General features: G+C 71.7%; 23 protein-coding genes. 17 read left to right on the top strand and 6 right to left on the bottom strand.

Annotation, left to right across the window (positions count from 1 at the left end; genetic code table 11):
- Nucleotides 1-117: 117 nt before the first annotated feature.
- Both O7633_RS32990 and O7633_RS32985 read left to right on the top strand, forming a co-directional pair.
- Entirely contained in the window at nt 118-1,170 is a 1,053-nt protein-coding gene (locus tag O7633_RS32990) for a S1 family peptidase (RefSeq protein WP_074478917.1), read from the top strand.
- 897 nt (nt 1,171-2,067) lie between these two features.
- Entirely contained in the window at nt 2,068-3,375 is a 1,308-nt protein-coding gene (locus O7633_RS32985; RefSeq protein WP_282325218.1) for a hypothetical protein, read from the top strand.
- Between the two features lie 323 nt (nt 3,376-3,698).
- Here O7633_RS32985 and O7633_RS32980 read toward each other — a convergent pair whose 3' ends face one another.
- Entirely contained in the window at nt 3,699-4,712 is a 1,014-nt protein-coding gene (locus O7633_RS32980) for an ornithine cyclodeaminase family protein (protein ID WP_282325217.1), read from the bottom strand.
- 573 nt (nt 4,713-5,285) lie between these two features.
- On the opposite strand from O7633_RS32980, the gene O7633_RS32975 reads away from it, so the two are divergent.
- Nucleotides 5,286-6,677, top strand: coding sequence for a cellulase family glycosylhydrolase (locus O7633_RS32975; RefSeq protein ID WP_282328699.1), 1,392 nt, complete (start codon nt 5,286-5,288; stop codon nt 6,675-6,677).
- A 96-nt stretch (nt 6,678-6,773) separates the two neighbouring features.
- Here O7633_RS32975 and O7633_RS32970 read toward each other — a convergent pair whose 3' ends face one another.
- Together O7633_RS32970 and O7633_RS32965 are read right to left on the bottom strand one after the other, a co-directional pair.
- Nucleotides 6,774-7,394 carry a transposase gene (locus O7633_RS32970; protein WP_282325216.1) on the bottom strand — a complete coding sequence of 207 codons (621 nt, stop codon included), beginning with the start codon at nt 7,392-7,394 and terminating at the stop codon, nt 6,774-6,776.
- Nucleotides 7,358-7,792 (bottom strand): winged helix-turn-helix domain-containing protein, encoded by a 435-nt coding sequence (locus O7633_RS32965; RefSeq protein ID WP_282325215.1) that lies wholly within the window; start codon nt 7,790-7,792, stop codon nt 7,358-7,360. Before O7633_RS32965 ends, O7633_RS32970 begins: the two co-directional genes overlap by 37 nt.
- Nucleotides 7,793-8,177: 385 nt before the next feature.
- Between O7633_RS32965 and O7633_RS32960 the strand changes: the two genes are divergently transcribed.
- The 3 genes from O7633_RS32960 to O7633_RS32950 all read left to right on the top strand — a co-directional run bounded on the left by O7633_RS32960 (nt 8,178) and on the right by O7633_RS32950 (nt 12,589).
- Nucleotides 8,178-9,566 carry a nucleotide sugar dehydrogenase gene (locus O7633_RS32960; RefSeq protein WP_282325214.1) on the top strand — a complete coding sequence of 463 codons (1,389 nt, stop codon included), beginning with the start codon at nt 8,178-8,180 and terminating at the stop codon, nt 9,564-9,566.
- A gap of 1 nt (nt 9,567) precedes the next feature.
- The gene (locus O7633_RS32955) at nt 9,568-10,944 is read left to right on the top strand and encodes a glycosyltransferase (protein ID WP_278134306.1); all 1,377 of its coding nucleotides are present in this window, start codon (nt 9,568-9,570) and stop codon (nt 10,942-10,944) included.
- A gap of 112 nt (nt 10,945-11,056) precedes the next feature.
- On the top strand, nt 11,057-12,589 hold the full coding sequence (locus O7633_RS32950) for a polysaccharide deacetylase family protein (RefSeq protein WP_282325213.1): 1,533 nt from the start codon (nt 11,057-11,059) through the stop codon (nt 12,587-12,589).
- Between the two features lie 45 nt (nt 12,590-12,634).
- On the opposite strand, the gene O7633_RS32945 is transcribed toward O7633_RS32950, so the two are convergent.
- Both O7633_RS32945 and O7633_RS32940 read right to left on the bottom strand, forming a co-directional pair.
- Nucleotides 12,635-12,817, bottom strand: a complete 183-nt coding sequence (locus tag O7633_RS32945) for a thioesterase domain-containing protein (protein ID WP_282325212.1) — start codon at nt 12,815-12,817, stop codon at nt 12,635-12,637.
- A gap of 502 nt (nt 12,818-13,319) precedes the next feature.
- Nucleotides 13,320-14,009, bottom strand: coding sequence for an FCD domain-containing protein (locus O7633_RS32940; protein WP_278134300.1), 690 nt, complete (start codon nt 14,007-14,009; stop codon nt 13,320-13,322).
- 287 nt (nt 14,010-14,296) lie between these two features.
- Here O7633_RS32940 and leuA point away from each other — a divergent pair, with 287 nt between their 5' ends.
- Entirely contained in the window at nt 14,297-15,994 is a 1,698-nt protein-coding gene (gene leuA / locus O7633_RS32935) for a 2-isopropylmalate synthase (protein WP_282328698.1), read from the top strand.
- Nucleotides 15,991-16,800 carry an ATP-binding cassette domain-containing protein gene (locus O7633_RS32930; RefSeq protein ID WP_282325211.1) on the top strand — a complete coding sequence of 270 codons (810 nt, stop codon included), beginning with the start codon at nt 15,991-15,993 and terminating at the stop codon, nt 16,798-16,800. Before leuA ends, O7633_RS32930 begins: the two co-directional genes overlap by 4 nt.
- Nucleotides 16,801-16,854: 54 nt before the next feature.
- On the opposite strand, the gene O7633_RS32925 is transcribed toward O7633_RS32930, so the two are convergent.
- Complete coding sequence (locus O7633_RS32925; RefSeq protein ID WP_282325210.1) at nt 16,855-17,712, bottom strand: hypothetical protein; 858 nt, start codon at nt 17,710-17,712, stop codon at nt 16,855-16,857.
- Nucleotides 17,713-17,972: 260 nt separating this feature from the next.
- On the opposite strand from O7633_RS32925, the gene O7633_RS32920 reads away from it, so the two are divergent.
- The 9 genes from O7633_RS32920 (at nt 17,973) to O7633_RS32880 (ending at nt 26,109) form a co-directional block, all read left to right on the top strand.
- On the top strand, nt 17,973-19,202 hold the full coding sequence (locus O7633_RS32920) for an MFS transporter (protein ID WP_278134294.1): 1,230 nt from the start codon (nt 17,973-17,975) through the stop codon (nt 19,200-19,202).
- A gap of 197 nt (nt 19,203-19,399) precedes the next feature.
- Nucleotides 19,400-19,783 (top strand): cupin domain-containing protein, encoded by a 384-nt coding sequence (locus O7633_RS32915; RefSeq protein ID WP_282325208.1) that lies wholly within the window; start codon nt 19,400-19,402, stop codon nt 19,781-19,783.
- Between the two features lie 40 nt (nt 19,784-19,823).
- Nucleotides 19,824-21,353, top strand: a complete 1,530-nt coding sequence (locus tag O7633_RS32910) for an amino acid adenylation domain-containing protein (RefSeq protein WP_282325207.1) — start codon at nt 19,824-19,826, stop codon at nt 21,351-21,353.
- 62 nt (nt 21,354-21,415) lie between these two features.
- A complete protein-coding gene (locus tag O7633_RS32905) occupies nt 21,416-21,880 on the top strand; it encodes a hypothetical protein (protein ID WP_282325206.1) in 465 nt (154 codons plus the stop codon).
- Complete coding sequence (locus O7633_RS32900) at nt 21,868-23,025, top strand: cytochrome P450 (RefSeq protein ID WP_282325205.1); 1,158 nt, start codon at nt 21,868-21,870, stop codon at nt 23,023-23,025. Before O7633_RS32905 ends, O7633_RS32900 begins: the two co-directional genes overlap by 13 nt.
- 13 nt (nt 23,026-23,038) lie before the next feature.
- Nucleotides 23,039-23,275, top strand: coding sequence for an acyl carrier protein (locus O7633_RS32895; protein ID WP_282325204.1), 237 nt, complete (start codon nt 23,039-23,041; stop codon nt 23,273-23,275).
- The gene (locus tag O7633_RS32890) at nt 23,275-24,015 is read left to right on the top strand and encodes an SDR family oxidoreductase (protein ID WP_282325203.1); all 741 of its coding nucleotides are present in this window, start codon (nt 23,275-23,277) and stop codon (nt 24,013-24,015) included. Before O7633_RS32895 ends, O7633_RS32890 begins: the two co-directional genes overlap by 1 nt.
- 26 nt (nt 24,016-24,041) lie before the next feature.
- A complete protein-coding gene (locus O7633_RS32885) occupies nt 24,042-24,863 on the top strand; it encodes a PAS domain-containing protein (RefSeq protein ID WP_282325202.1) in 822 nt (273 codons plus the stop codon).
- 361 nt (nt 24,864-25,224) lie between these two features.
- Nucleotides 25,225-26,109: a 2-hydroxy-3-oxopropionate reductase gene (locus tag O7633_RS32880; protein ID WP_282325201.1), complete on the top strand. Its 885-nt coding sequence runs from the start codon at nt 25,225-25,227 to the stop codon at nt 26,107-26,109.
- The last annotated feature ends 4 nt before the right edge of the window (nt 26,110-26,113 follow it).

Here is a 26,113-nt window from a genome sequence, read left to right as displayed (position 1 = left end):
CCATGATTGTTAAACCTATGAATACTTCGACGCCTCCGATCGGGTGGGCCTCACCAGTCGATCGGCCGCCCGGGGCGGCCCGAAAGGCTGCCCGTGCTCAGCTCCAGGAGGTACCACATGCGACTCTCCGGGTCCCCGCTGCACCGCGCCACCGCCGCGTCGGTGGCCGGCGCGCTGGTCGTCGGCGCGCTGACCGGCGCTCCCGCCCAGGCCGCACCCGCGACGCCCGCCTCCCCGGACACGGTCACCGCGCTCGCCGCCGCGCTCGGCGACCGCTCCGGCGGCGCGTACGCCCGCGCCGACGGCACCATGGTCGTCACCGTGACCGACGACGCCGCCGCCCGCAAGGTCCGCGCGGCCGGCGCCACCCCGAAGCTCGTCACCCGCGGCGCGGGCGAACTCGCCCGCGCCACCGCCGCCCTCGACAGCTCCGCGCGGATCCCCGGCACCGCGTGGTGGACCGACCCGGCGACCAACCAGGTCGTCGTCTCCGTCGACAGCACCGTGACCGGCGCGAAGCTCCAGCGCGTCGAGGCCGTCGCCGACCGCCTGGGCGGCAGCGTCCGCATCGAGCGGGAAGCCGGGACGCTCAGCATCCGGGCCGCCGGCGGCGACGCCATCTGGGCCGAGGGCGGCGGCCGCTGCTCGCTCGGCTTCAACGTCCGCAGCGGCGACTCCTACTACTTCCTCACCGCCGGGCACTGCACCGACATCGCCGCCAACTGGTACGCCGACTCCGGGCAGAGCAGCCTGCTCGGCTCCGGCGGCACGGGCAGCTTCCCCGGCGACGACTACGGCATCGTCACACACAGCAGCGCGGCGGCCGCCGACGGCAGCGTCTCCCGCTACGACGGCACCACCCAGGACATCACCGAGGCCGCCGACGCCTTCGTCGGGCAGAGCGTGGAGCGCTCCGGCAGCACCACCGGCCTGCACGGCGGCACGGTCGAGGCGGTCGACGCCACGGTGAACTACGTCGAGGGCTCCGTCACCGGGCTGATCCGGACCACCGTCTGCGCCGAGCCGGGCGACAGCGGCGGCGCGCTGTTCAGCGGGAGCACCGCCCTGGGCCTCACCTCGGGCGGCAACGGCAACTGCTCCTCCGGCGGCACCACCTACTTCCAACCGGTGACCGAGGCGCTCGGCGTCTACGGGGTGGAGATCGTCTGACCAACTGACCGACCGACTGGGCGGGGCGGGACGCCAGGCTGCTGCGGCGTCCCGCCCCGCCGTCACGCGCCCGCCGTCACGCGCCCGCCGTCACGCGCGCGGCGGCCGCCGGGTGGGCGCACGCCTCCACCGGCGCCGAATTTCCTGGTGAACGCCTTTCCACCGCCTGTCGCGGCGCTTTTCGACCCGGCACACGAAGGGCGACGGCGGCCCGCGCGATTCGCCCCGGCACGCGTGCGCGGCGGTTCGGTGAACCCCCGGCGGTGACGGTTCGGCGACAATGCCGCGTCGCGAGGACCAGCCCATCCGGCCACGACTGGCGGTGACGTGGGAATGGGACGCGGGAGTCGAATCGCCCACGACGGGAGCACACCCTTTCCCGCGCCGACCGTGGGACGGCCCACCACCGACAACAGCGCCGGTGGGCGCGGCGACGGACGCGATCCGCAGGCCATGGGAAAGCAGTTCCCGCGCCGTCCGGCCGCCCCGTCCCGGCCGAGGACCGCCTTACGCCGCAACAGGATCCGGGACCGCGCGGGCGCCGGCCGCCGACCGGCGGGCGGTGACTCCACATCGGCCGAGTGCGCCCTTTCCGTTGAATGAGGCGGATTTCGACGCATTGCCAGGAACGAACGCTTAGCCCTCCGGGCGGCCGTTATCAGCGAAGGCACCGAATCACCCTGGGCCGAACGGCGGAAATTGTCCACCGCTGATCTGGTTGTAACCTTGTTGCAATATCCGTGTGGTCAAGTCGATCACATGACGATACCCGTTCCGGGAAAAACGATTCGGAGTGCGGGCCGGGCACTCCTATTGACGTCCGGGCTGATTGCACTGGCCCTTCCTCTGACAGCCGCACCTGTCGACGCCCAGGGCCCGGCCGCCACCACCATCGTGATGCCCGAGTGCGCGTGGGCGTCGAAATACGGGGTTACGGGGCTGAATGCCTACTGGCCCGACAGCGCCGCCACCTACTGGTCGACCGTCTACCCGGTGACGGAGGATCTGGAGATCACCATCTCCGGGGTCTTCCCGGACGCCCGCTACGCGTCCTTCACCGTCTACGACGACAAGCCCACCTGGTTCAGTCGTAACGGCGCCAACTCCAGCCTGCCCGACCACCTCATCGCCCCGGACCCGGGCAGCGCCAACCCGTGGCAGGGCGTCAGGAGGCCCGGCGGCCGGTTCACCATCACGCTCAGCCCGGACGTGGCCCAGGGGCAGCCCAACCGGCTGCCGCTGTCCCGGGAGGACGCCCTGCCCGGGGCGAAGGCCTCGGTGATCTACCGGGTCTACCTGCCCAGCGGCGGCGACTCGACGGTGGTCCTGCCGACCGTGACCCTGACCCAGGGCGGTGTGTCCAAGACGCTGCCCACCTGCCCGCCCGCCCCGCCGCCGACCCCGTCCCCGACCGCGCCGCCGCCCTCCCCGACGGCCAGCCCGTCGCCGCCGTCCCCCACCACCTCGCCGCTCCCCACCACCACGCCGCCCGCCACCCCGGCCGCCGCGCCGGCCGCCGCCCCGGCGGAGGACGGGCCGGCCGGCCAGCCGGCCGAGGACGGCCCCGCGGGCCTCGGTGACGCGGACCGCCGCCCCAGTCCACCCCCGATAACCGGCGACAAGCTGTTCACCCGCACCTCCGAGGTGGAGAACCTCGCGCCGAACCCGGACAACGCCTACCTCGGCACCTGGCTCGTCCCGCCGGGGCCGGACCACGTCGTCGTGATCCGCGGCCGGGCGCCAGAGGCGGTCAACGGCAACCGCCCGGTCTCCTGGCCCCGCCGGCGCGCCGAGGTCCGCTACTGGTCGATGTGCACCAACCTGGGCGGCCAGTACAAGCCCGTCGTGATCAACCGGTTCGCCGACGGGTCGACGAGCTACGGCTGCCGCTACAACGACGAGACCCGGATCGACCGACACGGGAACTACGCCTTCGTCCTCGGCACGGAGGGGCAGCGGGCGGCCATCGAGGAGGTCAGGAACACCACCTTCGTGCCCTTCTCCGTCTCGTACCCGACGGTCCCGCACATGGTCCTGCTCCGCCACCTGCTGCCGGTGGAGGACTTTCCGTACGCCGTGCAGAACGTGCCGATGAACAGCTCGGCGGAGACCGCCGCGTCGATCATGGGGGCGTACTACCCGCTGGTGACGATCTGCTCGTTGGCCACGCTCACCACCGAGGGGCCCCACGGCTGCTCGGCCTGAGCGGCCCCGGCGCACCGCGCCACGATCGGGGCGACGACCGGGCTGCGGCCCGGCAGCCCGCCGCCCGGCCCGCTGGTCCCGCGGGCCGGGCGGACGCCCGAAGCGGCGGGGACGGCGCCGGCTGCCGTGGTGGCAGCCGGCGCCGTCCCCGCCGTAGGCGTCAGTTCACAGTTGTCCCGCGTCCCCGCGTGGGCGTCAGTTCACAGTTGTCGCCGCGTCCCCGCCGCGGGCGTCGGCCCAGCGGCGTTCGGCGCAGCCGCCGTCCGGCCGCCTCGGGCGGGCAGGGTGACGGGGTGGCGGGTGCCGCCGGGACGGCCCGGCCGTCAGCGCACCGACCGCGCCACGGTGCCGACGGCGTACGGGCTCAGCACGTCGGTCGGCTCGTCGGAGAAGTCGACCTCGGTGCCCACCCCGAGCTGCGCGGCCAGTTCGACGAAGAGGTCCAGCGCGACGTGGTCCTCGAGCGCGATGCCGGTCGAGTCGAAGACCGTCTGCCCGTACCGGGCATCGGCCACGAGGCCCGGGTCGGCGCAGATCTCGCTGAGCGAGGGGCCGAGGCGCCCCGGATCGAGGACCTGGCTCTCGCCCTCCCGCGCCGCCTGCTCGGGATGGTCGGGGCAGACCAGCGCCCGGTCCACCAGCGTCCGGGGCAGCTCGACCTTGCCGATGATGTCGGAGCCGACCGCGTTGACGTGCAGGTGCTCCCGCAGCGCGGCGTCCGGGAAGACGGGACCGGCGCCGATGCCCACCGACGTCGCCGTCACCAGGATGTCGGCCGACCTCGCCACCTCGTCGGGGCTCGCCGCCGTCACCGCGAGCCCGGTGAAGCCGGCCCGGCGGCCGAAGGAGGCCAGGTGGGTGGGGTCGACATCCCAGGCCAGCACCCGGTCGACCGGGAAGACGAGGCTCAGGGCGTGCAGTTGGGCGACCGCCTGGGCGCCGCAGCCGATCAGCCCGACCGTCCGGCTGTCGGGGTGGGCCAGCGCCCGGCTGGCCAGCGCCGACGCGGCGCCGGTGCGCAGGGCGGTGAGCGCGGCGCCGTCGGCCACCACCGTCGTACGCCCGGTCCGGTCGTCGAAGCGGGCCACGCAGGCGGTGATCGTCGGCAGACCGTGGTCGTCGACGTTCGCCGGGCTGTACGAGACGACCTTGATGGTGGTGCTCTCGTTCCGTTCGCGGTGCGGCATCCACTCGATCACCCCCGGGGCGGGCCCCTCCCGCTCGAACGCCCCCCGGGCGGGCGACAGCTCGGCCACACCCTTGTGCACCTCGACGAATTTGTCGCCGAGACGCGAGACCAGTTCCGTCAACAATGCGTCGACGCCGATCTCTTCCATTATCCGGCCGATGTGTCGCTGGGTCAGAATGAGCATCTCGCTGAAACCCTGTCTGTAGAGCCGCTGCCTCAATCCCGGAAGTTCTTTCTGCGCGAAAGACACGATCGGCCGCATTCGGCCGGAAAGAGCCACCAACAGATCCATAGCAGTCAATCAACATCCATCGGCACGCGACAACATCGAATAGTAGTTGCCGCAACGGCGGACGGCAATGGCCGAAGCAACCGCGAGACCCGGTGGGCACCGCCGCACTCCGATTCACATCGTTTTCACATCCAATATTCACGCCATTCCCACCTCCGGACCGGAAGCACAACCGGAGCGAATCACGAAACATCAACGTGAGTCACTCTCTTTCACCACTCGCGCCGCGGCGGCGACGCGACCCGCGGGGAGCGCGTCCGACCGGGGACCCGAGCCGGGTCGGGGCGGGCCGAGCGGCGCGGGACAGGGCGGGACGCCGGCGCATCGACAGCCCTCGTTGCCACAACACTTAACTTTCCTTATAGTGCGAGGACTCAGGCCACCTTCCCCCTCCCGGAGGCACCCGTGCGACTTCGCGGCAGAACGCTCCTGGCCGCCGGCCTCCTCGCGGCCCTCACGCTGGCCCCGCTCGCCCTGACCGGCACCGCCGGCGCGGCGGCGACGCCGACCGCGAGCTTCACCAAGGTGAACGACTGGGGCTCCGGGTGGGAGGGCAGCTACCGGATCACCAACTCCGGCAGCACCACGATCAGCTCCTGGCGGCTGGAGTTCGACCTGCCCGCCGGCACCACCATCGGCTCGTACTGGGACGCGCTGTTGACCAGCAGCGGCCAGCACCACGCCTTCGCCAACCGGTCCTGGAACGGCACGGTCGCCCCGGGCGCCTCGGTGACCTTCGGCTTCGTCGCCACCGGCACCGGCGGCCCGACCGGCTGCACCCTCAACGGCCAGCCCTGCTCAGGCGGCGGCACCCCGACGACCGCCCCGCCGCCCACCACCACTCCCCCCGCCACCACCGCGCCGCCCACGACGCCTCCGCCCGCCGCCGTCTCCCCGGTCGCCGCCAACGGCCAGCTCCGCGTCTGCGGCCGCCAGCTCTGCAACCGCGACGGCCGCGCGATCCAGTTGCGCGGCATGAGCACGCACGGCATCCAGTGGTACGCGAACTGCGCCACCCCGGCCTCGCTGGACGTGCTCGCCCGCGAGTGGAACGCCGACGTGCTGCGCATCTCGATGTACGTCCAGGAGGACGGGTACGAGACCGACCCGCGCCGCTTCACCGACCTGGTGCACCACTACATCGAGCTGGCCACCGCCCGGGGCATGTACGCCATCGTCGACTGGCACATGCTCAGCCCCGGCGACCCGAACTACAACCTGGCCCGGGCGCGCACCTTCTTCGCCGAGATCGCCGAGCGGCACAAGGACAAGGTCAACGTGCTCTACGAGATCGCCAACGAGCCCAACGGCGTGCCGTGGAGCGCCATCAAGAGCTACGCCGACCAGGTCGTCCCGGTCATCCGCAGCCGCGACCCGGAGGCCGTGGTGCTGGTCGGCACCCCCGACTGGTCGTCCCTCGGCGTCTCCGGCAGCGGCGGCGGGGTGGACACGATCGCGGCGAACCCGGTCGCCGGTGGCAACCTCATGTACGTCTTCCACTTCTACGCCGCCTCGCACGGCGACGCGTACTACGACACCTTCGCCCGGGCCGCCGACCGGCTCCCGCTGTTCGTCACCGAGTTCGGCACCCAGGACTACTCCGGCGACGGCCCGAACGACTTCGCCATGGCCCAGCGCTACCTCGACCTGATGGCCAGCAAGAAGATCAGCTGGACGAACTGGAACTTCTCCGACGACTTCCGCTCCGGCGCGGTCTTCACCACCGGCACCTGCGGCAGCGGCCAGTTCAGCGGCACGAGCCGCCTCAAGCCGGCCGGCGCCTGGATCCGCGACCGCATCCGCACCCCCGACACCTTCTAGCATCCCCTCCCACCGCGCCCAGCTCCCCACCCCGCTCGCCCCGCCCCGCCCGGGTGGGGCGAGCGGGAGGCGGTTACTGCTACAGATCTTGAATGGTCAGGTTGTGTCGGGTTCGAGGGTCAGTCCGGTGTGAGCGAGGAAGCCGTCGAGTAGGTCGGTGCGGTACTGGATGCTCTTGAGGCGGTTGCGGATGATCGCCTGGAGGTGGTCGACACCGGTCACGGCGAGGTTGCCGATGCTGCGTTTGAGATGGGACCACACGGCCTCGGTCGGGTTCAGGTCCGGGGCGTAGGCCGGTAGTCGGATGACGGTCAGCCAGTCCCGGGCGTCGATCATGGCGCGCATGGCGGCGGAGACGTGGGTGTTCAGGTTGTCCCAGATACACACGATTGGGCCGCCGAGCTGCTGGTGGGCGGCGTCGAGCAGGGTGATGTAGTCGCGTTCGCTGAAGCTGCGCCGCTCGTTCTTGCGGCCGCGATGGGTAATCGTGCGGTAGATCAGCCGGGACCGCTGCCCAGGCCGGTAACAGGTCAGCCCGGCGATCGAGACCCGGCCGGAGCCCTTGCCCGACACCGGAACCACCGGGGTGTGCCCGCGTCGTCCCCAGGTGCGTGCCTTCGGTGGGCGCAGCGTCTGACCAGCCTCGTCCTCGAAGACCAGCCACGCCTGCCGCTGCGCCGCTACCGTTTTCCCGCCGGCCACGTCTCCCGCCGCCACGTGGTGATCGCGGCTTCGTCCCGCTCGACCGCACGATGCGCAGGGACCTGCACCGACCAGCCCAACCGGTACATGATGTTCGCCGTGCCCCGCAGCGTGTACCGGATACGGAACAGGCGGGCGATCAGGTCCGACACCCGGGCCAGAGTCCACCGCTGATCACTACCGAACCCGTGCGCCGCCGGCCCTTCCTCCAGGGCATCGGCCAGCCGCCGCAACCTGCCCTCATCCAGCCGGCACCGAGACCCACCCGGCCCTTTCGAGGCCAGGGCCTGCTCACCACCGGCCCGCCACCGCTTGCGCCACCCGTACACCGCGGTCTGCGACACCCGCAACCGGCGCGCGATCACCGACACAGACACATCCTCGGCGAACCACCCAGCAGCCTGCCGCCGCACCGCCTCACGCTTCGCCCGCCCCCGCGCGGACAACCCACCTCCATCGGGATACCTCATCCCACCGATCTACCCCAACCCCAAGCCGTCACACAGACCACATCGGACGAACCTGACCATTCAAGGTCTGTAGTGATTTTTCTTACCTGTTCGGGAGTGGTGGGGGCGGTGTGGGCGGGGAGAGGTGGGGGGCTGGTGTGGTTGTCGGGGGTGGCGGAATGTGGATCGGGCAAGGTCTCTGGGGGGTTCTGAGCGGGGAAGACTGACCGATCGGGCAGGTCTCGGTCGCAGATTTCGGCGGGCGGTCGGCTGTTCGTGGGAGCGCCTTCGGGGCGGCGGGCTCGGCACTCTTGGATCGTTCCCGTTCACCGTGCGTAAGGGACCCGCCATGTCGCAGCTCCTGCCCGCCGCCGACCGGTCCCGCCCGCCGGCCGTCGCCCCGGCCACCGTGCCCCACCCGGCCGCCCCGCCGTCGCCCGTCGCCGATCCGGCCGCCGTCGTCGCTCCGGTCGCCCCCGGGGCCCGCACCGCCGTGGTCGGCCTCGGCTACGTCGGCCTGCCCACCAGCCTGGCCCTCGTCGGCAGCGGCGCACGGGTGACCGGCGTCGACATCGACCCGGCCCGGCTCGACGACATCCGCGCCGACCGGGCCGACCTGCTCGACGTCGACCGCGAGCGGCTCCGGGAGACGATGCGGGCCGCCGACCCGGCCCTGCGGCTCACCACCTCGATCGCCGAGATCGCCGACGCCGACACGGTGCTGATCTGCGTCCCCACGCCGGTGGACCGTCACCTCGACCCGGACCTCACCGCGCTGCGGGCGGCCTGCGCCGCGGTGGTGGCCCACGCCCGCCCCGGCCAGACCATCGTGCTCACCTCGACCAGCTACGTCGGCACCACCCGCGACCTGCTGGTCGAACCGCTGGCCGCCCGGGGCCTGCGGGTCGGGCAGGAGGTGTGGGTGGCCTTCGCGCCGGAACGGGTCGACCCCGGCAACGACGGGCACCGCCAGGAGCTGACCCCCCGGGTCGTCGGCGGGGTCACCCCGGACTGCACGGCGCGGGCCGCCACGGCGCTGGCCCGGATCACCCCCCGGGTGCACCGGCTCGGCTCGCCCGAGGCCGCCGAGATGACCAAGCTGCTGGAGAACACCTTCCGGGCCGTCAACATCGCCCTGGCCAACGAGTTCGCCGACCTCTGCCGGGACCTGCACCTGGACGTCACCGAGGTGATCGACGGGGCGGCCACCAAGCCGTACGGGTTCATGGCCTTCCAGCCCGGCCCCGGGGTGGGCGGGCACTGCATCCCCTGCGACCCGCACTACCTGCTGTGGCAGCTGCGCGGGCAGCGCCGCGAGGCGCCGCTGATCGAGACCGCGATGCGGGGCATCTCCGCCCGCCCCCGCCGCGTCGTCGAGCGGGTCCGCGACCTGCTCGCCGGCGCCGGCCGTACGCTGCTCGGGGCCCGCGTCCTGCTGGTCGGGGTGACCTACAAGCCCGGCGTCGCGGACGTCCGCGAGTCGCCGGCGCTGGAGATCATCAGCGAGCTGGTCCGGGCCGGCGCGGACGTCGGCTTCGTCGACGACCTCGTCGCGTCGGTCCGCACGGCCGACGGGGCGACCCTGCGCCGGCTGACCGACCACACCGAGCGGGAGTGGGACCTGGTCGTCGTGCACACCGCCCAGGCCGACCTGGACGAGGCGTGGCTGGCCACCCAGCCGATGGTCCTCGACGCCACCTACCGGATGACCGGGCTGCCGCGCCGCGAGGTCGTCTGAGATGCCCGCGCTCCAACCGGTCCGGCGCGGCCTGCGCCGGCTGCTCGTCGCGCTCTGCCTGCTCCCGCTGATCGCCCTGCTGGCCCGGCAGCTGCCCCAGCTGCCGTACGCGCCGCTGGCGGCGTACTACGGGTTCGCCGTGCTCACCGCCACCGTCGCCGTGTTCTACCTGGCCTACGCCCGCTACGAGGACCCCAGCGAGGCCCCGGCGCACCCCCGGCACGCGGCCACGTTCCCGCCGCTGCCGCCGGCCCCCCGGGTGAGCCTGCTGGTGGCGGTCAAGGACGAGGTCGACGGGATCGAGGCGTGCGTGCGGTCGATGACCGGCAGCGACCACCGGCCGTTGCAGGTGATCGTCGTCGACGACGGCTCCACCGACGGCACCGCCGAGGTGCTGGACCGGCTCGCCGCCGAGCTCCCCGTCACCGTGCTGCACCTGCCCCGCAACGTCGGCAAGAAGCGGGCCCTGGTGCACGGGGCCCGGCACGCCGACGGCGACGTGCTCGCCTTCACCGACTCCGACTGCGTCCTGGCCCCGGACGCGCTGCGCCGCTGCGTCGAGGCCCTGCTGCGGCAGCCGGACCTCGGCGCGGTCAGCGGGCACGCCCGCGCGCTCAACCCCGACGAGTCGCTGCTCACCCGGGTGCAGGACGTCTGGTACGAGGGCCAGTTCCGGGTGGCCAAGGCCGCCGAGGCGTCGTTCGGGGCGGTCACCTGCGTCTCCGGCCCGCTGGCCGTGTTCCGGCGGGAAGCCGTGCTCAACTACCTGCCGGCCTGGGCGGCGGACCGGTTCCTCGGCGGCGAGTTCCGCTTCGCCACCGACCGGCAGCTCACCGGCTACGTCCTCGGGCAGCGCTGGATCGGCGTACGCCTCAAGCAGCGCTTCGCCGACTCGCCGTTCGTCCGCGACGAGGACCACCCGCCCCGGGCCTGGCGGGTCGGGTACGTCCGCTCGGCGCGGGTGTGGACGACGGTGCCGGCGCGGCCGCGCCCGTTCCTGCGCCAGCAGACCCGTTGGAAGAAGAGCTACGTGCGCAACCTCTTCTTCACCGGCACGTTCATGTGGCGGCGCGGGCCCGGCCCGGCGGCGCTCTACTACGGGCACGCGCTGTGGGTGGCGGTGGCCCCGGTGATGGCCTTCGCCCACCTGGTGTGGGCCCCGCTGCGCGGCTGGTGGGCGGTGCCGCTGCTCTACCTGTGCGGGGTGCTGCTCAAGGGCACCTTCTGGGGGCTGGCCTACCGGCTGGACAACCCGGGCGACCCGCGCTGGGCGTACCGGCCGCTGATGAGCGTGCTCTCCGCCACGGTGCTGTCCTGGCTGCTGCCCTACTCGGTGGGCACGATCCGGCGCGGCGTCTGGTCGCGGAGCGCGGTGTGAACGCGGGCCGGCGGCTGCTCGCCGGGCTGGCCCGGGTGGCGCTCACCCTCGCCGGTGCCGTGGCGCTGGTCGCGCTCTACGTCGTGGTGTTCACCCGTGGGGAGGTGCTGCGGTGACGCGCTGGTGGCCGCGCCCGCTGGGGGCGCTGCTCTCGCTGGTCACCCTGCTGGTGGTGGCGACGCCGTTCGGGGTCTCCTGGTACCTCGCCGACCTGCGGCGGCACGTCGGCGCGCAGCGGGACACCGCCGTGACCCGGCTCGGCCCGGCCGACCTGCGCCGGTTCACGGAGCTGGCCGGCCGGCTGCCGCAGCGGGCCGCGCCGGTGGTGGTGGCCTACCACGACGTCCGGCCGCACGGCGACGACCCGGCCGCGACCGAGCCGGGCGGCCGGGAGCACTACGTGGTCAGCCCGGAGGAGTTCGACGCGCAGCTCACCGCCCTGCGCGCGGCCGGCTACCGGTCGATCTCCACGGCGCAGTACGTCGACTACCTGCGCGGCGGCGCGGTGCCGGAACGCTCGGTCTACCTGACCTTCGACGACGGCACCCGGGGCCTGTGGGCGTACGCCGACCGGATCCTCGCCCGGCACGACATGGTGGCCGCCTCCTACCTGATCACCGGCCAGGTGGGCGAGCACCGGCCGTACTACCTGAGCTGGGCGGAGATCGCCCGGATGGCGCGCTCCGGCCGGTGGGACTTCCAGGCGCACACCCACGACCTGCACACCCGGGTGCAGACCGGGCCGGGCACGCAGGGCTCGCCGCTGACCCACCGGCGGTGGGACCCGGCCACGGGGGCGCAGGAGAGCCTGGCCGCCTACCGGCAGCGGCTCACCGCCGATCTCGACGCGATGTTCGCCGCGTTCGCCGCCCACGACCTGCCCCGGCCGCAGTTGTTCGCGTACCCGTTCTCCGAGGTCGGCGACGCCGTGACCGACCCGGCGGCGGCCGGGTTCAGCCGCGAGTTGGTGGCCGGGCGGTTCGCCGCCGCGCTGACCAACAAGTCGCGGGGGCCCGAGCCGAGCAGCCGCCGGTCCGCGGCCGGTGGCCAGGTCGAGCGGGCCGAGGTGTACGCCACGACGAGCGCCGCCGAGCTGGTCAGCGCGGTCGTCGAGCGCACGGCGGTGCCCGCGCGGGTCAGCGCCCCGTTCACGAACCCGTGGGACTGGCGCGACCAGCAGGGCGAGCCGATGACGGACCTGTCGTCGTTGACCGCCGGCCGGTTCACCGCCGCCAGCCCGCGCCGCGCCTACGGCACGCTGCTCGCCTACGCCAGCGCGGACTGGACCGACTACACGGTCGACGCCACGCCGCGTGGGCTGCGGGCCGACGGCGGCACGGTCACCCTGACGGTCCGGGTGGACAGCGACGACCCGGTGTCGGTGCGCGTCGCGCACGGCCGGGTGGCGCTGCTGCGCGGCGACCGGGTGGTCGCCGAGGCCGCCCTGGCCCCGGCCGCCACCCACCGGGTGACGGTGACGGTGCGCGACGGTGAGACCGTCGCCCGGGTCGACGACGGCCCCGCCCTGCGGGTGGCGACGCCGGCCGGGCCACGCGCCACCGGCGGGCTCGCGGTGGCGGTCGACGACGCGGCGGACCGCCCGCACCCGTCGGTCGCCGCCCTCGACGTGCGGGCCGCGGACTGACGGTTGGCGTCGTCCGCCGAGGTGGGCCGACGTCCCGGGCAGCCGTCACCGCGCGGGCGCGTTCCGGTCGGTCGTCATGACCCGGCGCAGGACGTCCGCCACTTCCCGGGGGTGCCGGTTGGTGAAGAAGTGCCCCCCGGGGAACACGTGCACCCGCAGGCCCGAAGTCGTGTGCCGCTCCCAGGCCTGCACGTCGGGGGCGGTGGTGAGGGGGTCGGCGGCCCCCATGAGGGCGATGACGGGACAACCGACGACTGAATCCGGGTCGGGACGGTAGCGGGGGCCGCCGGACCGGCGTCGTCGAGCAGGCCGGACAGCGTGAGGCGGGACGGGGCCGGATGCCCGGAGGCGACGAGGACGAGCTGCCGCTGGTCGGGCATGCGCCGGACGACCTCGTAGGCCACCACCGCGCCCAGGCTGTGCCCGAAGAAGATCATCGGACCGTCCCCGCGTGCCCCGGCGACCGCGTCCGCGGCCTGGTCGGCGAGGACGTGCACGTCGGTGAAGAGCGGCTCCCGCACCCGTTCCGCCCGCCCCGGGTATTCGACGCACGCCGTCCGGGCCGTGCCGGCCAGCTGCGCCGCGAGGTCCCGGTAGGAGCCTGCGGAGCCGCCCGAGTGGGGGAAGAAGAGGACCGTCCAGGGCGTGCCGGGCGACACGGACGCGGGGAACCCCCGTATCCACGGTGTGGCTTCGCGCATGACCACCGCCTCCTGCGAGGAAGCGGAGGTCAGACGGAGTGGAGCAGGGCGAGCGTCCGCGTGAGCTCGTCGCGCAGCGCCTGCCCGGCCGCCTCGGCGTCTCCCGCCACGATGGCGCGCACCAGCACGGCGTGCCCCTCGTCGCCGTGGTTCGGGTCGTCGAAGCGCAGGCTGAGCAGCTCCACCAGGTCGAGCAGCCGTTGTTGCAGCACCGGCACGAACTCGGTGAACAGGCCGGTGAGCACCGGGTTGTGCGCCGCGGCGACCACGTGCTCGTGCAGGGCGATGTCGGCCGCGACGAACTCGGCGTTGCCGGCGTCCGCGGCATCGCGACGCCTGGTCAGGGCCCCGTGCAGGGCAGCGATGTCGTCGTCGGTCCGGCGCTGCGCGGCCAGCTGCGCGGCGGCGACCTCGACGAGCATCCGGACCTCGTAGACGTCGGTGATGACCGCCTGGCGGAGCTGGGTGGACCAGTCGTCCCTGGGCCTGGTCGCGATGACGAAGACACCGGATCCCTGCCGCGCCTGCACCAGCCCCGCGCCGGCGAGGGCCCGCAGGGCCTCACGGACGGTCGAACGCCCCACACCGAGGGATTTGGCCAGGGCGGTCTCGCCGGGGAGCTTCGTTCCCACGGACCATTCACCGCCGGTGATCTGCTCGCGCAGGCGGTCGGTGGCCTGCTCGACCAGAGGGGACGGCCGCAAGGCACCTAGTGACATGTGAGGTTCACCCTTCCACACCTATCCGGTTGTCTGAGGAGCTGAGTTGTGGTTACAGTACTCCCCATGCTGCCGCACGAGCTTCTCCTCGGCTGCCGCTGCGGGGCCTGACACGACCGGCACCCCGCAGCGGGGTCCCGGGCTGCGCCGGTCACCGAATGGCCGACCGAAAGAAGTTCCGCACCATGATTTCCCACTCTCCGGGGATGGTCTTCCCCACCCTGCGCACTCCCACCGGCCCCGTCCCCGCGGATGCGCCACGCTGGAACCCCCAGCGCCCGAGCGCGATGCCGCACCACCGCTACCAGTCCGCGCACGACCGGGTCGCCCTGCCGCTCACGGACAGGACCTGGCCCTCGCGGCGGATCGAGCGAGCCCCCCTGTGGGTGCCTGTCGACCTGCGCGACGGCAACCAGGCGCTGGCCGAGCCGATGGACACCGAGCGCAAGCGCCGGATGTTCGACCTCCTGGTCACCATGGGCTTCAAGGAGATCGAGGTAGGCTACCCCTCCGCCAGTCAGACCGACTTCGACTTCGTGCGCCACCTGGCCGACAGCGACGCCGTCCCTGAGGACGTCACCATCTCCGTGTTCACCGCGGCCCGCAAGGACCTGATCGACCGGACCATCGCCTCCGTCGACGGGCTCCCCCGCACCCTCGTGCACCTCTACACCGCGACCGCCCCCACGTGGCGGAACGTGGTTCTCGGCCGGTCCCGTGCCGAGGTCCACGAGCTGATCCGGGCCGCCGCCCTCTACGTGCTGCGCCGCGCCGAGGAGCGTCCGGGGGCCGACATCCGGTTCGAGTTCTCCCCGGAGGTCTTCAACCTCACCGAACCGGACTTCGTCCTGGAGGTCTGCAACGGTCTGACCGAGCTGTGGGAGGCGAGTCCGGACCGGCCGGTGGTCCACAACCTGCCGGCGACGGTCGAGATCGCCACCCCCAACGTGTACGCGGACCAGATCGAGTACATGGACCGTCATCTGGCGCGCCGCGAGTCGGTGATCCTGTCGGTCCACCCGCACAACGACCGCGGCACCGGCGTCGCCTGCGCCGAGCTCGCCGTCCTGGCGGGGGCGCAGCGGGTGGAGGGCTGCCTGTTCGGCAACGGTGAGCGCACCGGCAACGTCGACCTGGTGACCCTGGCGCTGAACCTGTACGCGCAGGGCGTGAACCCGATGATCGACTTCTCGGACATCGACGCGGTGCGCGAGGTGGTGGAGCACTGCAACCGGCTGCCGGTCCACCCCCGCCACCCCTACGGGGGCGACCTCGTGCACACGGCCTTCTCCGGCACCCACCAGGACGCCATCGCCAAGGGCATGACCCACCACGCCAAGCAGGCCGCCGAGATGGGCGTCCCCGCCGAGCAGGCCCCATGGGCGGTGCCGTATCTGCCCATCGACCCGGGCGACATCGGCCGCACGTACGAGGAGGTCATCCGCATCAACTCCCAGTCCGGCAAGGGAGGTATCGCGCATCTCCTGCGTACCCACCACAGCCTGGACCTGCCCCAGGCCATGCGCCCGGACTTCTCCCGCGCCGTGCAGCAGGTCACCGACGCCACCGGTCAGGAGCTCACCCACAAGGAGCTGTTCGAGCTCTTCCGCGCCACCTACCTCGCTCCGGCCCTGGACGGCCCGGTCACCCTGGTTTCCTGGAGCACCGCGCAGACCGCGCCCGGCGAGCACCAGTTCGCCTGCACGCTGCAGATCGACGGGCAGGAACGCTCCTGCCGGGGTGCCGGCAACGGGCCGCTGTCCGCCCTCGCCGAAGCCCTCCGCGGCGTCGGCATCACGATCGACATCCTCGGCTATGCCGAGCACTCCATCGCCGCGGGCCCGGGCAGTCCTGCCGTCGCCTACGCCGAGTGCCGCGTGGACGACGTCACCTGCTGGGGCGCCGGCTGGGACACCTCCGTGTTGACCGCATCGGTGCACGCGGTCATGGCCGCCGTCAACCGCTCCGGGCGGACCCCCTCGTGAACGCACCCCCGGTGCTGCGCGTGACGGACGCGACCGTCGTCCGCGACGGCAACCCGATCCTGCACGAGGCGTCGCTGACGGTGCGGTCCGGCGAGCACTGGGCGCTACTCGGCCCCAACGGGGCGGGCAAGAGCACGCTGCTCAGCCTTCTCGGGGCCGTCGCGCACCCCACCCGTGGCACCGTCGAGGTGCTGGGCCACCGGCTGGGGCGGGTCGACATGCGCGAGTTGCGTTCCTACGTCGGCCACGTCAATCCGCGACACGATCTGCGTTCGCCCCTCACGGTGCAGGACGTCGTGCTGACCGGGCTGACCAACACCGTCGAACGCATCCCCCGCTGGGAGCCGACACCCGAGCAGGTCGCGATGGCCGACCGCCTGATCGGCCTGCTCGGCCTCAGCGAGCGCCACGGGGCGCGCTGGCCGACCCTGTCCCAGGGGGAACGGGGCCGTGCGCTCATCGCCCGCGCGCTGATGCCCAGCCCGCGCCTTCTGCTGCTCGACGAGCCCGCGACCGGTCTCGACGTCGCCGGCCGGGAACAGCTCATCGAGCGGCTCGACACGCTGCAACACACCTACCCGGAGCTCGCGTCCGTCCTGGTCACCCACCATCTGGAGGAGCTTCCTCCGGGGACGACCCACGTGCTGCTGCTGCGCGAGGGGCGCTGCCTGGCGTCGGGTCCCGCCGACGAGGTCCTCACCAGCGACCAGGTCAGCAAGTGCTTCGACCACCCCATCCGGCTCACTCGCGCGGAAGGACGTTGGAGCGTGCGGGCGTACCGCCCGGCCGGACCACGAGTCGGCTGAGGCGGTGGTGGCGGTGATGCGCGCCCACCGGCGCGCATCACCGTGACCGGTGCCTCAGACCAGCGACTTCTCCGCCTTCTCGACGGCGTCCTGGGCCCGGTCCCAGTCCCCGCCGAAGTGGTCCGCCAGCGCATGGAGCCACCGCTCGATGCCGAAGCCGACGCAGCTGGTGGAGGCCGGGCCACCGCCGGTCAACGAGATGGAGCACCGCTCACCGAAGAACTTGTGATGGCTGTTCACGGAGGCGATCGCCATGTCCTGATAGACGTACTCGTGCTTGACCGGCACGAGCTGCTGGAAGGTGACCCGCTCGTCGGACTGGTCGTAGAAGGGGTCGGAGGCCGCGCGGCGGTGCAGCGGCAGGCCGATCTCACCGGCGAGCATGTTCAGGAACCGCTCCGAGTGATCGAGGTGAGCCTGGGCCTGCTCCGGGGTTCCCAGCGCCACGACCTCACGCATCCGGAACGCCTTGAGGCGGCGGAGCCCGTCGAAGTGGTCCTCGTTGCGGAAGCACTGCCCCAGCAGGGACACCAGCTCTCCGCCCTCGGGCACCTGCCGGTCGCGGTAGTGGAGGTAGACCCCGTAGCAGGCACTGGACGGCAGGGCGAGACCCGCCGCAGCCAGCGCGTCGGGGCCGAACTCCCCCGAGGCGGCCTCCTGCTCGATCTGGTCGGCCCCCGTGACAGCGACGTCCAGGGCCGAGGAGACGAGGGCGAGGTGGGGGAAGTTCCGGTAGACGTCGAGGGCGGCGAGGTCGCTGACCGGCAACAGCGGCGGAACGGTCAGCGCGACGGCCCCCGACCCCCTTGCCCACCGGGTGCAGACGCGGTCCAGCACCTCGGCGAGCCGGGTCGGCTCCTCCTCGAGCGCGACGAGTCCCCCTGACACCCGGACACCTGTCCTGACGCTCATCAGCAGCTCCTTACGTGAATGCCTCAAGGGCTGGGGAGGCCCCGCTGGTGGCGCCGGGGCCGCGGGTAACCGCCGGTCCGGCGGCGGGCTCTGCCGGTCCGGCGGCGGGCGAAGGTCACGCGACGCGGACAGCTAGATCGACTCTCGCGAATATGGGAGGACCTTTCCGCACTCCGCGACACTGGCTAAGGTAACACCTCAGAGGACCTGAGCAGCTGAGCGATTTCACGTCTTCACTAGGGAACGGAACACGCTTTTCCATGAAAAAGGGACAACTTGGCTTCCTCACCGGCACCCACGCGGTCAACGACCTGTATCAGGGCGCGATCCCCGCGATGCTGCCGTTCCTGATGGCCGAACGGCACTACAGTTACGCCGCCGTCTCCGGCCTGGCGTTCGCGGCGAGCGGCGTCTCCAGCCTGTTCCAGCCGCTGTTCGGCATCCTGTCCGACCGCAGGCCGCGCAGCTGGCTAGTGCCGGCCGGGTTCGTCACCGCCGCCCTGGGGGTGGTCGCGGCCGGCCTGTCGGGGGGCTATGTCGTCACCTGGCTCTGTGTCGCACTGGCGGGGATCGGCATCGCGGCCTACCACCCGCCCGCGACGAGTCAGGCGCGTGCCGCCGGGGGCTCCTCGCAGCGGGCCATGAGCATCTTCTCCGTCGGCGGGACGATCGGCGGGGCGGTCGCGCCGTCACTGGTCACCCTCGTGATCGGATCGGCGGGATTCGACGGGAGCTACCTGCTGGCGGTCCCTGCCCTGGCCATGGCGGTCGCCTGGGCGCTCAAGGGGCCATGGATGCGGTGGCGCGGCCACACCGAGGCGCCCCCGCTGGTGACCGGCGCCTCGGCGAAGTCGGCGGCGGGCCGCACCCGGCAGGCCGACGACTGGCGCTCCTTCGGCCGTCTGGTGGCCGTCGTCATCGGGTGGTCCATCCCCTTCGTCACCGTCACCTCGCTGGTGTCCCTGCATGCGCAGCGCGATCTGGGCGAGTCCGGGACGGCGGGTGCCGTCGTGCTCACCTGCTACACCGCGGCCGGGGCCGTGGGGACCCTGCTGGGCGGCTGGCTCGGCGACCGGCAGGGCAGGATGACCTCGGTCCGGGTCGGCTATCTGGCAGCCCTTCCCGCGCTGTTCGGCGTTGCCTGGGCCCCGGCATTTCCGGTCCTCGTGCTGAGCGCCACGCTGTTCGGCGCCGCCATGTTCGTGCCGTTCGCCGCGCAGGTCACCCTCGCCCAGGACTACCTGCCCCACCACCCCGGCACGGCAAGCGGGCTGACCCTGGGGCTGGCCATGGCGGCGGGCGGCCTGTGCTCTCCCGCGTTCGGGTGGTTGGCCGATACGAGCGGGCTGCGCACCGCCTTCTACGCGGCGCTCCTCGTGTTCGCGGTCCCGGTCGTGCTGGCGCTCCGCCTTCCCGACCGCGTCGCGGGCTCGTCCGACTCACCGCCCGCGGACCTGGTAGAGGCGGGAAATATCAACAGCGGACAATAGAGATCACTTTCTCTTCACAATATCGAATAGTCAACCAGACCTTAGGGTGAGCGCCCGGAATATGAGATGACCATTGAAAGTAATCACTCCGCTACGTAGCGTCTTGGCTGGCTCGAAAACAGCTCCCCCAGGCAATATCCAGGCAGGCACTATAGGCCCCGCCCTGTCGAACCTGTGCGCCGAGAAGGAGAGATCCAATGAAGATCAACTGGCCTGACCACGAGGAACTCAAGGCGGAGGGTATTGCGCTGTCGCGGCGCTTCGTCTTCGGCCAGGAGATGTCCTGCCTCAAGGTGGTCGCCGACCAGTCCGGAGACCTGAACCTACCGCCCCACTGGCACGAGAACGAGCAGTGGGTCGTGGTGACCGAAGGGTCCATCCGTTTCGTCTGCGAAGGCACGGAATACGAGCTCAACGCCGGCGACGTCGCCTACATCCCTTCCCGCCAGCGACACACGGCTACTTTCGTCGGCGAGGAGGGCGCCGTTCTCCTGGAATTCTCCGCTCCCCCGCGCCTCGACCTCGTGCCGGGTTCGGTCGTACCGTCGTCGATGATATTCGACCAGACCCCTCCGGAATGACTCACTGATTGTCCGCCATCACGCCGACTGGGGATCGATCGTGCGCAGCAAGAGGTACGACAGGGCACCTTCAGGAACGATCCACGAGAGATTCGGGCAGGTCGCCCAGGAATTCCCCGACCGCAGCGCCGTCGTCACCACCGAACGAGCGGTCACCTACGCGGAACTCGCGGCCGGGGCCCGGCGGATCGCCCACCACCTGATCGGCCACGGCGTACGACCCGGCAGGTTCGTCCCCGTCGTGGCCCGCAGGTCACCCGACCTGGCCGCCGCGCTGCTCGGCATACTCATGGCCGGCGGCGCGTACGGAATCCTGGACGTGAGGTGGCCGCTTCCCCGCGTCACCCGGCTGCTGCACGACATGCGACCACCCGTCGTGCTGGCAGACGCCGCGGGCTCCGCTCGCCTCGACGAGGCGCGGATCGACCACCTCACCTTCGCGGCCCTGGGGCGGACCGCCCCGCCCGGGCTGCCGGTCGACCTGCCCAGGGTGCCGCCGGACGCCTGCTCGACCCTCTTCTGGACGTCGGGGAGCACCGGCGCTCCCAAGGCGGTGCTGTCTCCGCACCTTGCCACCACGAGGCTGTTCACCCCGAGCGCCTTCATGGACCTCGGTGCGCACCCCGTCATGATCCACGCAGCGGCGGTCGCCTGGGACGCCTTCACCCTGGAACTGTGGGGAATGCTGCTCAGCGGCGGAACCGCCGTCGTGCACGAGGACGATCTCCTCCTGCCGCCCGCGATCCGCACCTACGTCCGGGACCTGGGCGCCACCCACCTCTTCCTCACCCCGTCGCTCTTCGACGTGATCGCGGGCGGCGGCATCGACTGCCTGGACGGTCTGCGCGCCGTGCTGCTGGGCGGAGACAAGCCACCCCCGGCGACCTGCCGGAAGCTTCTCGACACCTACCCGGGCATCGAGCTGTACAACGGCTACGGCCCCGTCGAGTCCTGCGTGTTCGCCACCGTCCACCGGATCACCAGGGACGACACGGACCGGGCGTCGGGCATCCCGGCCGGCCGTACCGTGCCGGGCACGAGGCTGCACGTCGTCCGCGACGGCGCCCCGGTGCGGCCGGGCGAGCCGGGCGAGGTCGCCATCGCCGGGACAGGCCTCGCCCTCGGCTATCTGGACGCCCCCGAGCAGACCGCCTCCGCCTTCCGGCACGTCACGGTCGGGGGGACCAGGACCAGGGTCTATCTGACCGGCGACCGGGGCTGGGTGGACGAGTCGGGCGTCCTGCACTTCATCGGCCGCACGGACTCCCAGATCAAGATCGCCGGGCATCGAATCGAACCGGCGGAGATCGAGTCGGCAGTCCGCACGCTGGGAAAGGTGCGGTCGGTCGCCCTTTCCCTCCCCGACCGTAACGGAACGCCGCGCATCGTCCTGTTCGCCGAGAGGCCCGAAGAGGGTGTCACCGAACTGGAACTGCAGGGCCGCCTCAGGGAATTGCTGCCGAGCTACATGGTGCCCACCAGGGTGCACTTCGTCTCCGCGCTGCCGCTTCTCGAGAACACCAAGATAGACAAGTTGCAGCTCTCGGCGCGCTTCGGCTACAGCCCCTGAGCGCCGGGACGGATTCCCGAACCACGAGTGCCGAATCCCGTGCACAGGAAAGGAATCGAGACTTGAGCACGAAGAACCACACGGAGGAGAAGTTCTCCGTCGCACTCGAATCCATTCAGAGCAAACGTCGGATCGAACGGGTCCAGGAGGCGGCGAATGCCCTCCTCGACCGCTATGCGAATCAGCACGGCCCCGAAGAACGGTTGCGGCTCACCTTCGAGCTCATTCGGCGGAACCTCACTCCGGAAATCGCCATCGTCTTCGGGGGCCTGACCCTCGGCGCCGACGACTCGGGCGAAACCTCCGGAGCCGGGGCCGTGCCGCCCGTTCCTTCCGCTGGCCTTCATGGGAAGACGATTTTCCGCTGCCGGATCCACGGGCCCGACGGCAGGAACGGATCGCTCACCGCGTTCTACACGGAACCCGGCTCCATGGGACTGACCAGCGCCGAATGGCTGGCGGCGATGCGGCTGCTGGCCGGAATCACCGGCCTGGGTATCGGGGGGTACGTCACATGCCCGCAGTAGCGACCGGGGCCTCTCCGACGCGCCTTCTGGCACGGCCGTACTGGTTCCGGAGCCTGCCGGCCGGGGCCGACGTCCACCGGCTCGACGAGGGGCTGTTCGCGGTGACGGGCAACGCGGCCGTGCAGGAGGCACTCGCCCACCCCGCGATCGTGGCCGAACACCCGCTCAAGGCCAGCGCGCGTGCCTTCGGCCCCAACGTGCTCGACGCCGACGGGCCCAGCCACCGGGCGTTCCGTGCCCTCCTCGCACCGATCCTGTCGGCCGGACGCATCGCGGAGTACAAGAGGTCGCTGATGCCCGGACTCGTCCGGGAGCTGGTCGGCAGCCTCACCGGCGTCGAGACCGACGACTTCTACAACGCGTTCGCGCACCGGGTGCCGTACGGCATCGTGTGCACGATCCTCGGCATCGACGTCTCCCTGGCCGACCGGTTCCACGAGCTGACCCGCCCGCTGGCGCGGCTTCTGGACTATCCCACCGAGGAAACCGAGGAGACCCACGCCAACGTCGCCGAGCTGCTGCGGCTGATCGAGGACCAGCGGGCGGCAGGGGCCGTCGGCGGGCAGTCCCTGCTTGAGACGATCGAGCGGACCCGGGACCGCAAGGGCATCCTGCTGACCGACAGCGAGGTGCGGTCGACGGCGCTGCTGTTCTTCCTGGCGGGCACCGAGACGAGCAGCGCGTTCATCACCTCGCTCGTGTACTGCATGGGACGTGGTGTCTTCGATCTGGACGAGCTGCGCGACGACCGGGTCCGGGACGACTACGTCGAGGAGGTGCTGAGGCTCTACCCACCCGTGCAGACGGTCGTCCGGTTCGCCAGTGCGGACCTGACCGTCCGGGGCGTGGAGGTGCCGCGGCACTCGGCGGTGCTGACCTCGATCGCGGGAGCCAACCGTGACCCGCGGGTCTTCGACCACCCCGACCGGTTCCAGCTCGGCAGGAGCACGAAGGGCTCGGTTCCCTTCGCGGTAGGGGCGCACGCCTGTCCGGGAGCCATGCTCGCGAAGACGGAGTTCTCGCTGCTCATCGAGGAGATCATCGAGCGCTGCTCGGACGTGGTCATCACCCGCGACCGCCTCGGCATGGAGAGCCAGTCGTTCTCCCGCCCCACGAACTTCTCCGTTGAATTCAGGGCGAGATAGGAAAGAGGACACAGTGGAAAGCAAGATCGTGTCGCTGCGCAAGTGGCTCGACAGCCTGCACGAGGAGCCGTTCGACATCCAGGACGACACCGACCTGATCCAGTCGGGGGCGGTGACCAGCCTCCAGTTCGTCCAGATGGTGATCGAGATCGAGCGCCTGCACGGCCGGAAGCTGGATCCGGGCGTGATCACCGTCGAGTCGATGCGCACGCTCAAGGCCATCGACGCGACCGTCTTCCAGGCTGCCTGATGGCAGCGGAAGGTACCCCGGTGGCGGTGGTCTCGGGAACGTCGTCCGGGATCGGCGCGGCCGTGGCGGCGGAGTTCCTGCGCCGGGCGTACACCGTCGTCGGTCTGTCCCGGCGCGGCAACCCCGTCCTCGCGAACGAGAGCGGCTACGTCGACAGCGTCGTCGACCTGCGTGACCGGGAGGCCCTGCGGGCCGCACTCGCCTCCGTGGCCGACGTCACCGCGGACGGGGTCCGGGCCGTGGTGCTCAACGCCGGCGCCTCACCGGACCCGGCCGACCTCGTCAAGGTCGAGTGGCAGGTGGCGAGCGACGCCTACGAGACCAACGTCCGCACGGCGCTGCACCTCGTGCAGGAGACGGCGCCGCTGCTCAGGCAGGGCGGCGGCGGCTCACTGACGTTCGTCGGGGCCAGCCTGGCCAACGGCTACCAGCCCGAGCGCTGGGCGTACGCGGCCAGCAAGGCCGCGATGACCACCCTGATGCGTGCGTGCTCGGTCGAGTTCGCCGACGACGCAGTGGTGGCGAACGAGGTACGTCCCGGACCCGTGGCGACCGCCATGACGATGGCCGGGCTGGACGGCGAGGTCAACGACCAGATCATCCGCGCCATCAACGCGGGATTCGGCACGGACTGGCTCAAGGCTCCGCGCACCGTGGCGGAGTGGATCGTGACCATCGCCGAGTTCCCGTCGAACGGACCCACCGGACAGGTCTTCAACTACAGCCGCAAGGTTCTGTAAACCACAGGAAAGGCGGACAGGCAGCCATGTCGACCTACCCCTCCCCGGAGCAACTACTCGACCTGTTCAACTGGGCCTCTCCCGGCATGCTGGTCACCGACGCCGACGGTGCCGTGGTGCTGGCCAACAAGGCCGCCACGGAGCTGCTGGGGGACACGGCCGCGGCCGGCACCCCGCTCGCCGCCGCGCTGGGAGTCGACGACTACGACGCCCTGCTGGCGGCCGGCACGCCGGTGGAGAACCGGGAAGCCCGCTTCGCGAACCCCGACTTCGCCTCCGGATACGCCAACATCGGCTTCGGCGAGGTCGACGGCAGGATCTACGGCTTCTGGGCTCTGCGGCCGGTCACCACCCATCCGACGCCCTCCCCCACGCCCGGTGAAGGCCCCTCCACCGCACAGGTGTGGATCAACCAGGTAGACCGGTCCAGCGACTCCTACGCGCCGGTCGGCGCGGAGGCCGTCCGGTTCATCCGGGCGTACTACGACCACTGCCCGGTCGCCATCCACCTGATCGAGGAGGACGGCACGGTCGCCCACGCGAACTGGAAGGACATCTCGATCGTCGGGGCGAGCGCGCAGCCGGAGACCTATGTCGGGCACCACATCCGCCGCATCTACGCCGACCAGGACGTCGTCGAGGACTTCCTGGGCCGCTGGGGCGAGGACGCGCCGATCATCGACTTCCGGGCGGACTTCCTCAACAACGGGGAGCGGGTCCCGGTGGTGATCTTCTCCACGGCCAAGGTCGAAGACGACAGGCTGAAGAACACCCGCTGCTTCGTCTTCCCCGACAGCCACCCGCACCGCGAGCGGGACAAGGTCAGGGCGCTGGACCTCAACTTCTGAGCCGGGTGGCGCGCCTGGGCGAAGAACGCGCCCAGCTCCCGGCTCGCGCCACGTCGCGTTCCGCGCCTTCCGGCTGCCGACGCCGACGCTCCGCAGCGCTCCGCCTCCTGCGCGGCCGCCCGGGTGCCGGCCCAGGAGGGCGGCCTCCCGCGGCGACAGCGGTGCGCGACAGGAACGCCGGGCCCCGGCGAGGTTGCTCGCCGGGGCCCGGCCATGCCCACAGGGGGCTCATCCTGCGCCGTCCCGCACCCGCCGCACGAACAGGTCGACGACGCCGCGCAGCCCGACGCCGCCCGCCAGCCACCGGCAGACCTGGAGCATCTGCTCCCTCCCTTCCCCACCCCCACGAAGGAGTTCCGCTGTGCGGACCATCGGCTTTCTCGGCCTCGGCACCATGGGCAGCCCGATGGCTGTCAACCTGTGCAGGGCCGGACACACCGTGTACGGCTGGAACCGCAGCCCCGGCAGGACCGGGCCGCTGCTCGCGGCGGGCGGCCGAACCGCGGCGTCGGTGCGCGAGGCGGTCCGCGACGCAAATGTGGTGATCACCATGCTCCCGGACGCCCCACAGGTCGAGGAGATCGCCTACGGCCCTGGCGGGGTGTTGGCCAACGCCCGGCCGGGCACGCTGCTGATCGACATGTCGACCATCGCCCCGCGAAGCTCGATGAAGCTGGCCGGCGTCGCCGCCGAACGGCGCATCCGGGTCCTGGACGCTCCGGTCGCGGGCGGTGAGACCGGGGCGATCGAGGGCACCCTGTCGATCATGGTCGGCGGGGAGAGCGACGACTTCGAGGAGGCGAGGCCCGTCTTCGAGGCGCTCGGCAGAACCGTCACGTACTGCGGCACCCATGGTCTCGGTCAGACGGTGAAGGCCGCCAACCAGCTGGTCCTCGCGATCAACATGCAGGCGTGCGCGGAGGCGGTGGTCTTCCTCGAGAGGTCGGGTGTGGACCTCGAAGCCGCTCTCGACGTGCTGGGCGGGGGTCTCGCCGGCTCCAACGTCCTCGCCCGCAAGAAGCCCAACCTCCTGCGGCGCGACTACACCCCCAGCTTCACCATGGGCCTGCACCACAAGGACATGGGCATCGTCACCGACACCGCGCGCAGCATCGGAGCCGCCATTCCTCTCGGGGCCGTCGCCGCGCAGCTCGTGGCGTCGGCCGTGGCCCGTGGCGAGGCGGCTCTCGACCACTGCGCCCTGCTCCGCGGCGTCGAACTGCTCAGCGGCTACGACCGCGAGTAGTCCC

The organism is Micromonospora sp. WMMD712 (assembly GCF_029581295.1).
In the GTDB taxonomy this organism is placed as follows: Bacteria; Actinomycetota; Actinomycetes; order Mycobacteriales; family Micromonosporaceae; genus Micromonospora; species Micromonospora carbonacea.
This window is presented reverse-complemented; position numbering and strand designations above follow the sequence as displayed.